5 protein-coding genes are annotated in these 10,511 nt (G+C 53.8%); 1 reads left to right on the top strand and 4 read right to left on the bottom strand.

The features are described 5' to 3' along the window. The first annotated feature begins 455 nt into the window (after positions 1–455). Complete coding sequence (locus J2Z70_RS32595; protein WP_209879904.1) at positions 456–1,676, top strand: hypothetical protein; 1,221 nt, start codon at positions 456–458, stop codon at positions 1,674–1,676. 287 nt (positions 1,677–1,963) lie between these two features. Here J2Z70_RS32595 and J2Z70_RS32590 read toward each other — a convergent pair whose 3' ends face one another. The 4 genes from J2Z70_RS32590 to J2Z70_RS32575 form a co-directional block, all read right to left on the bottom strand. Then, entirely contained in the window at positions 1,964–3,097 is a 1,134-nt protein-coding gene (locus J2Z70_RS32590) for a response regulator (RefSeq protein WP_209879901.1), read from the bottom strand. 42 nt (positions 3,098–3,139) lie between these two features. Further along, positions 3,140–6,205 (bottom strand): ATP-binding response regulator, encoded by a 3,066-nt coding sequence (locus J2Z70_RS32585; RefSeq protein ID WP_245368714.1) that lies wholly within the window; start codon positions 6,203–6,205, stop codon positions 3,140–3,142. Positions 6,206–6,763: 558 nt separating this feature from the next. Further along, positions 6,764–8,524 (bottom strand): alpha-helical endospore appendage domain-containing protein, encoded by a 1,761-nt coding sequence (locus J2Z70_RS33560; protein ID WP_245368713.1) that lies wholly within the window; start codon positions 8,522–8,524, stop codon positions 6,764–6,766. Between the two features lie 114 nt (positions 8,525–8,638). Then, positions 8,639–10,408, bottom strand: a complete 1,770-nt coding sequence (locus tag J2Z70_RS32575; protein WP_209879895.1) for an alpha-helical endospore appendage domain-containing protein — start codon at positions 10,406–10,408, stop codon at positions 8,639–8,641. Between the last annotated feature and the right edge of the window lie 103 nt (positions 10,409–10,511).

The following is a 10,511-nucleotide window of genomic DNA, read 5'->3' as shown; positions in this document are numbered from 1 at the left end:
CCGTATGCGTGAATTGCGCACGTACGGATCTGTGAGGGGTAGGGGCACAATCCACGATGGAGAGGCCCCGCCTACTTGACCAACTAAAAACAGTGAAACGGAAGGCCTCCCTCTTCTAATTGTAGTCTATACAACTAAATTTGCCCGGATGGGCGAAAAGCCAGGTATAGCGGCATTTTAGTTGTACGAAATACAGCTAAACGGAGATTAGGCGGCATATCAGACGATTTAGTTGTATGAATTACAATTAAGCCCTACCCCTGCACCCTAATCGTGGCGCGGTAACCCTTCAGCAAGCCATTAACTCAACCTTCGATTGTCCTCAGCCTGTGATTGGTGAAATTATAAGTGTAATTAATATAGCGGGGCTATTTTCTACCTGCTTGTAAAAGGGTAATTGATGGCATACAGTGTAACATAGCTGTTATAGATGGTTGTGAAAGGGAGGGGTTATAGTGAGAATTATCCGTAAAATCAGTACCCTGCTGGCGGCCGTGCTGCTGCTGCCTGCCATTCTGGTGCCGCCGGGGGCAATGGCTGCCCCCGCCGGGACGAAGGCTGCGCCGTCCGGAACGGTGGCTGCTGCCGCTTCACCCGCCCAGAGTTCCGGGACGGTTGCCGCTGCCGCATCGGCAACCCCAAGTCCGGCAACGAACGGCCTGGTGCCGCTGACCGGCGCGATCAACGGAAATCTGCCGATTCATATGTCCATTAAGGTGGAGAGCGGCGGCAAGCTGACCGGCAGTTATTATTATGACAAATATAAACAGACGATCAGGCTCACCGGCAATGTCAACGGCAAAATCGCCCATATGTATGAGTATGACGCCAAAGGCAAGGAGACCGGCCATTTCCAGGGCTGGTGGATTCCCAGCACCGGCTTCGCCGGGGTATGGAGCAACCCTGACGGAACCCGCCAGCTGCCGGTAGAGGCGCTCTCGGCCACAGCCACAGCAAGTCTCAAGGCTCCTGCAGCTGCTGATTGGAGCGGAGAATGGTATATGGCAAGTAATTCGCCTTTCTACGGATCTTATGTGGAATTCAGCAATGTGAAGAGCGATAAGCTGGTTTTCTCTATGGATGCCTACGAAGGTGCCCATTCCGGTCAACTGGAGAACGAAACGGCAGTGGTCCGCAAACGGATGGCCGTCTATAAGGAAGAGGACGGTTCGGTGGTATTCTTCTATCTGCTGAACGGCAAGCTGTACGTAACCAGCCCTTCGCCGGTGTATTCTGCCGGGGCTAATGTGACCTACACCGGCGAATATACAAGAGATCCGAACGAGAAGGTCTACACGCTGAAGGACACCGGCGTCTTCAAGACGGCAGCGGAGGACAAAGCCTTCCGTAAGCTGGTAGGGGAAGATTATGATCTGTTCCTGTACAGTATGCAGCTGCTGGATGAGCCGAAGGATCTGGATGGTAAGGGGGCGAGAGTGGTGCAGGGCGGCGTGAGAGGGCTGTTCACCCTTACGGAAGCCATCATCATGTATGACAAGCAGGGCCATTACTGGGCAGCCGTACTCGACTCGGATGAAGGCGACGAACTGGAAGACATCGCTGACCCCTATGTCCGGTTCTATACGAATGTTCCCGGCACCAGCAAGCTGCCGAAGACGATTGTGAAATGGATGGAGCCTTTTTCTGATTACGAGGTGGTCTACATGAATTTCTAAACCTCGCGCGGGGGCGTTTTAAGATCTCCCTAACGGGTACAATGAAAGAGTGAGGGTCCGCCTGACATGGGTAGCTACTGCACGAGAACCTGTGTACACCGGTTATGTCAGCGGATTCACATGTCCCGCCTCTTTTCACTGAAAGGATAGGACAGCGCGCATGCGCAGGTCCTGCCGCTATAATGGAAGCTGCGGGTGCAACAAGAAACGGTATGCCTAACCCCTGACCGGGGGGCGGCATACCGTTTTTGTATGGATTCTGTAATCGCTGAAGTTCCGGCACGGAATCAAGTATATAGCCGCTTCCAGTTCGCATACCAGCGCTCGACCTTCGCGGAAGGGGCAAGCTTCAGGTCCCGCCAGAGCAGGCTGCGGAGCTTCTCGTACTGTTCCTGTACGAAGCTTAGCTCGCCCAGCCGGTTGTAGAATTCCATGAGTGCCAGGTAACCCGGCTCGTAGTAGGGATGCAGCTCGATTATCCGCTGATAGGTGCTGACGGCCTTGGTGATATTATCCTTGACGATATAATAATCGGCCAGCTCCGTGGCATGCTGCAGGGAGAGGTTCCTCAGCCGCTGCCGTTCACTCTCGGCCCACAGGTATTCGTAATCGCCGAGGAAATCGCCGGTGTAGAGCTTCAGCAGCTCTTCGTGCTCCGCAACATTATGATCATCCACCGGGTCCAGGGAGACGACTCCTTCCTCCCACAGCACTGCATCGATTTGGGTGTCGCCGCTCTCCAGCATATACCCTTCACCCACACTGGCATTGCTGATCACAAGACCAATGTCCGCCCGTTTCAGCGATTGCCTGATCTGGTAGATGGCCGTATACAGGTGGGTAGAGGCACGCTTGAACGAGACCTCGGGCCAGAGCAGCTCGATCAGCTTGTCCTTGACGACGATACGGTCTTGGTGATACAGCAGGAAGGCGAACAGCTCTTGGGCTTTGGACGTCCGCCAGCGGAAATCGCGGATAGGAACACCTCCCCGTTCGAACTGAATTGCATTGAAGCAGCGGATCAGGAGCGAGTCTGGCTTGTCCGTCTGCTCCTGGTTGACCTTCCGGCTCCTGATTCGCTGGAGGGTCCGGCTCAGTCGATCCCTGGAGACAGGCTTGAGCAGATAATCCTGCGCGCTGACCTCGAAGGCTTCCAGCGCGAAGGTGTTATGGGCGGAGACAAATACAACGGCTGAGCCGGGACAGCACTCCTCAAGCTGCTTCGCAGCCTCCATGCCGTTCAGCCCCGGCATATCAATATCAAGAAAGATAATATCTGCCTCCCAGCCGGCTGCTTCGCTCATAGCCAGCAGGGGGTTGGTATAGGTTGCCGTTACAATGGTCGATCCCAGCGCCCTGAGCGTCGATTCCAACTGAATCAGGGCGAGTCGTTCATCATCGATCAGCACTACCCTAAGCATTGTAGCACCTCCTTGTACAGGATATAGCGGATGGAGAATGGTTCACTCGATACGCCGGAGCGGAATCATAAAGGAGACGGTGGTTCCAAAGCCGGGGCGGCTCTGAATGGACAAGCCTTGCCCATAGCGTTCAATCAGCCTCCGGTTCGTATTCCATATCCCGATACCGGAGCTCTTGTCTTTATGCTTCATCAGCAGGCGGTTAATGTGCGCCTGCTCCATGCCTCTGCCATTGTCCTGCACCGCAAGCCGGACATGCTCCTCCTCCTCTTCAATGCGGATAGTAAGTAGGCCTCCCTCTATAAGACTGAGCAGCCCGTGACGGACAGCATTCTCTACCAGCGGCTGCAGGATCAGCGGGGGAACCCGCAGCAGTCCGGTATAATTCCGTTCCCACTTGACCTCCAGCCGTTCGCCGAACCGCACCTTCTCGATATATAAATAGGCCTCCACTAACGATAGCTCCTGCTTCAATTGAACCAGTGTACCGGTGTTCATCAGGTCAAAGCTTGAGCGCAGGTAGGAGGAGAAGGCTTCAATCAGCTGCTGCATCTGGCAGAGATCAATGGTACTTAGCGTAGCGATGGAGTTCAGGGCATTGAACAGGAAGTGAGGGCGAATCTGCGCCTGGAGGTAAGCCATCTCCAGCCGCAGGCTGTGAGCGATGCTCTGCTTCAGCCGCGCCAGTCCGGTAACCCGGTATTTCAATTCCAGGCTGTCTACCGGCTTGTTCACATAATCATTAGCCCCCAGCTGAAATCCGTAGTAGATCTCCTCACGCATAGCACGTGCCGTCAGCAGCAGCACCGGTAACTCTGACACCGGATAACGCTCCCTTACCCGGCGGGTAAGCTCATAGCCGGACATGCCGGGCATCATCACATCGGTAATCAGCAGATCCCATGATTCCTCCTCCAGCCGGATCAGGGCTTCCTCCCCGCTTAACACAGAGGTCAACTGATAGATATCCTCATGCAGAATGGTTGCGAGCACCCGGAGATTAACCGGGTCATCGTCAACAGCCAGTATCTTCAGTTCAGCTCCCTCCGTATCCAAGCCGGAGGGGGACGGAGGCACCCCCGCAAGGAATGGCTCTTCGTCCTTATTGCGAACATGGACACTCCGGCCGGTGTAAGAAGCGCCCGGTGCTTCCTCTGCTTCCATCCTGCCGAACTGCTCATCCGTGAAGAAGGACTTGGCTGCCAGCGGCAAGGTGAAGCGGAAGACCGAGCCTGCTCCCGGCTTGGACTCCACGGTCAGCCTGCCTCCGTGCAGCTCCACCAGCTGCCGGGTGATGCCGAGGCCCAGACCCAGGCCTCCCCGGTCTTGTCCGCCTGCCTGTTCATAAGGAAGGAAGATGCGTGAGAGTGCTTCTTCCTCCATACCCGCACCTGTGTCGGCTACACTGACCAGCAGCTGGCCGTCCGCTTCTTCGGCAGTCACACGGATGCTGCCGCTCTCTGTCCATTTCACTGCATTATGTATCAGGTTGAAGAGAATCTGGATCAGCCGCTTCTCATCGGCCCATACGGGCGGCAGCGAAGCGGATACGCTTACATGAAGCGTCAGGTTCTTGCCCTCCGTTAAGTAACGGAGCGTATCCGCAACGCCTGCCGCTGTAGTATAGACAGACAACGGCACCGAATGAAGGACCATCCGGTTCTCCCGCAGCAGGGTGAGATCCAGCAGATCATCCAGCAGCTGTGACATTTGCCGTCCGATGCGTACCAGCAGCTCCAGGTCTCCGGCTTCTTCATCCGGAGAGGCTGCCCGCTTCTTGTCGTATTCCGACTGGGCAATGCTCATCATTCCGTGCAGCGGAGTCCGCAGCTCATGCGAGGTATTCATCAGGAACCGGTCCTTCTGCTTGTCGGCCTGTACCAGTTGTTCATAGAGCGCCCTGTTCTCATTGGACCGCCGGATATATTGCTTCAGGGCATACGCCGAGAATCCGGCGATAGCAGCCAGAATATCTATGGAGTAGAACGGCAGATTCTTCCGGTAACTATTCACCGTGGTTCCCCAGATCACTCCGGATAGAATCGAGGAGCCGATGAAGGTAAGGAATCCGACGTCTTTTTTTTGCTTATAGACCATAATTCCGAATAGCACAAACATCCAGCAGGGGGGGATCATATACAGGAGGCTGAAATAAATAGTGGCATTGGACAGAACGATATGGATCGGAAGGAAGCATAGGCAAAGTGTATAGAGCAGAAGAAGCAAGCTGTACACCTTGAAGGCCCGGCTGACTGCCTGGGCACTGTAGAATTTGTAGGTAAGCAGCAGCATGAAAAAGACCATCCATACATAAGACAGCAGCTTGACCTTGATTCCCCAGGTATAGTTCAGCGGCAGCACAAGGGACAGCAGGACGTCATTATCCGCTGCGATGGAGAGGGCTATGATGATCAGCAAAAGCGCAAATAACAGCAGGGCCGGGTGTTCTTTGTCAAGCAGGTACAGAATACAGACATATAGTGCGTGAAGAAGAAGGATGATGATTGTAGTTAACTGAAAAGAGGTAGAGTACCAGCGCTCCTTCTGAACCATAGACTGGGCGCCGAAACGGATGGAATAGGAAATGCCTGCCTTCTCCCCATGCTCATAATTGGCAGTCTGGATCAGGACAAGCATGTCCTTCGTCCCTTTCGGGGGGAGGTAGTGAACGGCATAGGGAACGGCCATGGGACGGTACAGATCCTTGCGTGCTGCGGGTTGACCCATAGCCCGAAGGGGGCGGCCGTTAATCTCGATCCGGGAAGAAGCCTGGATCTGCTGGACCCAGAAGCTGTAGGGCTCATCCAGCGGCTGATCTACCAGAATATGCAGGGCATAGGTACCATAGCCCAGCGAGGAACCGGACATGGCTTCCTTCCAGTTGCCGGGTACCTGAACAGGGACAGCATCCCCGGCAGTGCCGGAGCGGATATCACTTTCGCTTACCAGACGGTTAGGATAGAAGTCCCATGTCCCGTCAAGGGCAAGTGAATGGGCCTGCTTGAAGGTCCAGCCGCGTAAATCAAGTACGCCCGCCGCCGCGCCGGGCTGCTCCGGCAATGCAAAGATCTGCTGCCATGCCCGTTGCATACCCAATAGCAGAGTCATATATATCACGATTAATGTCAGATGCTTCATGTAATATTTGGAATTTTTATTCATCATTCAGAAAGAATTCGACAAACCAGAGTCAGAACCTCTAAAAAAATTAAATAAATTCTGTGACGATTCGAAGGGACTTCTGTGAATGATCCTGGCGGCTAGTGTCAGAATCAGACTCGTTCTTTTGTCCTGCTTTCCAGGCGGGCCAATAGTGCTGTTTGCACAGCCCTTTCGCATAGTGTCTTCTGTTGCAGTTGTCCATAGTGCATTTTCTTTCATTGATGGCTCTGAGTCTTCCCATATATGCATCCCTCCATAACGGTATCGGTTCAAGTCAAGCCCATTATAGAGAACCCTCATAGACAAGAACTGAACAAAAATGGAATTTAAATTCCAAAAAATATCATTGGTATCCGCTTCAGCATTTATCTTACGAAGGTTCATGCGAAACTATTAGGTGATTTTACTCATTTATAGAATAAGGAGCAATAGAACGCTCTCCCGCAGAACTATCTTGATCTGCGGGAGAGCGGGCTGCTGCAAGTATTAAAATTAACAATCGCACTATTCCAACTCATAAATGCTTAGGTTAGACAAGGCTGCATTAAATGTCTGAGTTCCTACACCGCTTAATGTACCATTTCCTCTGAAATAGAGTTCTATTGAACCCGCCGTTGGTCGGATTATACCGGATGATTGAACTGTATAATCCCAATCAGCGGTTGTAGAACCTGCTGATTCAGTGCCGAAATAGGTAATATGCGTAATGCTTGAACCGAGGTTGGTTAATATCTCGATAGCAGTTACATCAAGACCTGCAGGTGCTGTTATCCGAAAAGAAAAAGAAACATGATATACGTGATTCGCCAATAAATCTATACCCTGGCCAAGAGAAACTAGCGTTATGCTTCCATTACTATTATTAAATGTTTCTTCAAATACTAGTCTTGTAAGAGTAGTGGGCACATTGAGGGTAGTAAGTGTGAACTTCGCATTGGGGTTATTTATAACTTCGATAACCCCGGTAGCCCCGGTAACCCCGGTGAGGCCGGTGAGACCGGTAACACCGGTAACGCCTGTGGCTCCAGTTACAGTAAGGCCGGTAACCCCTGTGGCTCCGGTAACACCGGTAGCACCCGTAGCTCCAGTTACAGTGATACCGGTAGCGCCCGTAGCCCCGGTAGCCCCGGTAACGCCGGTAAGGCCTGTAGCCCCGGTAGCCCCAGTTATCCCGGTAACGCCTGTGACACCCGTAAGACCAGTGGCTCCGGTCACTGTGATGCCTGTAGCCCCAGTTACCCCTGTAGCTCCTGTAGCGCCAGTAAGGCCTGTAGCCCCGGTTAGCCCGGTAACGCCTGTAACACCCGTAAGACCTGTGGCTCCGGTCACTGTAAGACCTGTAGCTCCAGTTACCCCTGTAGCTCCTGTGGCGCCAGTAAGACCTGTAGCCCCAGTTACCCCGGTGGCCCCTGTGCCACCTGTGATCCCTGTAAGGCCCGTAAGACCGGTGTTCCCCGTGGCTCCTGTTTCTCCTGTGGCTCCCGTAGTGCCAGTAATCCCCGTAGCTCCAGTACTGCCGGTGATGCCGGTCAGTCCGGTGTTTCCGCCTGTTCCGCCTGGACCTGGGCCAGTCTGTCCCGTAAGCCCTGTAACCCCGCTCTGCCCTATCTCTTCCCACTGCGGTGGCCAGTCGCCCCCTCCGTTCTGGCTGCTGCGGTAATACAGGGCAGGGTTCGAGACATAGAGCTGCTGTACGTAATTTCCGACCCTGGAGACATACAAGGTCCAGACCGCTGGATGAAGAACAGGTGGACTGTCAGGAGGTGTGACCAAGCTATCGGGATCATTAGAACTGTAGACGCCTGGCTGATTAAAGGAGCTTAAAGGGGAGTCTGGGCTCTCCTCGTTAAGAGACACTGCACCAACATCGGCAGCGTCGAGATCAACGGTACCAGCTTGGCCGTTGATGGTGACAGCGCCGCCGGGGGCGCCAGTAGGGCCTGCAGGCCCGGCGGGCCCGATGACGGCAACAGGCAGATCCGCAGCAGTATTCATCTTCGAATCCAAGATCATTTCCAGCATTGAGGTCGTATTGAGCATGGATCGTACGTTGTTGTTAACCTGCAGTAACTGTGCCACTGTCGCGGGCGGGCCGCTTAGCCCTGGCAAGGTCCCCAGGGCATACTGGATCTTCTCGCCTTCTGCATTGATAATGTGTGCCAGACCCAGCTCTTCCATAGCGATGGAAGAGAAGATCAGATTAACGGCATCATCCCGTGTCAATGACACGGACGGTGTAATATTGGGTAGATTGGGTGTTGACAAGGAAACCCCTCCTTCGCTCGAACTTTAAATTTCGGTTCTGGTTCATAAACAAAGTCCCCCTCTCGGTGGCAGAATACCGGATTGTGAAGAGGGGAATCCCTTTATTCAAGAAGCTTACTCTACCTGGAAAATGCTCACATTAGACCATGGTTGATATATCGTACCGGTAGTCGTTCCTGCAAAAGTCATACTTGCATCCAGCCGAAGGATTTGATTTCCGGTGGGGGCTGTTTGGAATAATCCGCTTGATTCCAGTGTCATGGCTGTTGAACTTGTGTTGGGACCAGGGCCTTTGCTTCCAACATTGGAGATATGAAGGGCAGCGCCGTTCAGATAGGATTGTACTACCCCTTGAGTTACAGCGACATTACCGGGATTAATCGTTACTCTAAATGAAAATGACAGATAATAAGTGCTGTCTGGTAACAAAGAAAGCGTATCCCCGCCCGTTAGTGTGATGGTCCCATTACTGTTGTTAAACAGCTCAGACAATCCTATCGTAGTTGGTGTGGCAGTCAAAACTGCTGCAGCTGGCTGGAACATAGCATTCAAGTTCGCACCGGTGGCTCCAGTCATTCCAGTTGCGCCGGTCATACCGGTAACACCAGTAACACCGGTGAGGCCAGTAACGCCAGTCAAGCCAGTAACACCAGTCATGCCGGTAACGCCGGTCATGCCGGTGAGGCCTGTAACGCCGGTGAGTCCGGTAACGCCCGTGAGTCCGGTGAGCCCCGTGAGTCCGGTGAGCCCCGTGAGGCCGGTAACGCCAGTGAGGCCAGTAACGCCAGTCAAGCCGGTGAGGCCAGTCAAGCCGGTGAGCCCGGTTAAGCCTGTAACGCCTGTCAAGCCAGTGACTCCCGTGAGCCCTGTAACGCCCGTAAGCCCGGTGAAGCCGGTGAGCCCGGTGAGCCCAGTGGCACCCGTAAGTCCGGTAACGCCTGTGAGTCCCGTAACGCCTGTCAAGCCCGTGAGTCCCGTGAGCCCGGTGAGCCCCGTGAGTCCTGTAACACCCGTGAGTCCAGTGAGTCCTGTGAGTCCCGTGACGCCGGTGGCGCCCGTGAGTCCGGTAAGTCCTGTGACGCCGGTGAGTCCTGTGAGCCCCGTGAGCCCCGTGAGCCCTGTAGCGCCCGTGAGTCCAGTGAGTCCTGTGAGTCCTGTGAGTCCCGTGACGCCGGTGGGTCCCGTGACGCCTACACCGGTTGCCCCTGTAGCGCCAGACTCACCCTGTTGTCCAATTTCGATCCAGCCGGTCCAGTGGGCCCCGTCGTCCTGGCTGCTTTGGTAATACAGTGCAGGATTTGAAACATAGATTTGTTGTACAAATCGTCCGACCTTGGAGACATACAAGGTCCAGACTGCAGGGTGGAGGACGGGAGGACTGTCCGGTGGCGCAACGCCATCCGGATTATTTGAACTGTAGACACCCGCTTCTGTAAATGAGCCTAGAGATGCATATGACAATTCCTCGTTAAATGGCACTGCGCCTATGTCCGCAGCATCCAGTACCACATCCCCTACTTGACCGTTGACGCTGGTGACCTCTCCCGCTTCACCTGTGGTGCCCGATGCCCCCGTGGGTCCAACCAGAGTAGGAACACTGGCGGCCGTCGACAGCTTCGAGTCCAGCATCATTTCCTGCCTCAAAATCATATTCAGCATCGCTTGCGTGCTGCTGTTCACCTCCAGTACCTGCTGAAGGGTCGCCCCTGGTCCGGTAATTCCCGGCAGTGTGCCCAGGGCGAACTGGATTTTCTCTCCTTCCGCATTAATAATATGCGCCAAGCCCAGTTCCTCCATAGCAATAGAAGAGAACAAGAGGTTCAGGACATCATCCCGTGTCAATGTAATCGACGGGGTGATGTTTGGAATATTAGGTGTAGACATTATAAAAAACCTCCTTGTTGATGGGATCGTACAATTTATTCATGAACGTTCTTACAGGTACTGGGCAGACTCCACTTAATTTCATTAATTTTCATTCGTATTT

The sequence above is a fragment of the Paenibacillus silagei genome (assembly GCF_017874735.1).
In the GTDB taxonomy this organism is placed as follows: domain Bacteria; phylum Bacillota; class Bacilli; order Paenibacillales; family Paenibacillaceae; genus Paenibacillus_AQ; species Paenibacillus_AQ silagei.
The sequence above is the reverse complement of the archived record's forward strand: the minus strand, read 5'-3'. Positions and strand labels throughout refer to the sequence as shown.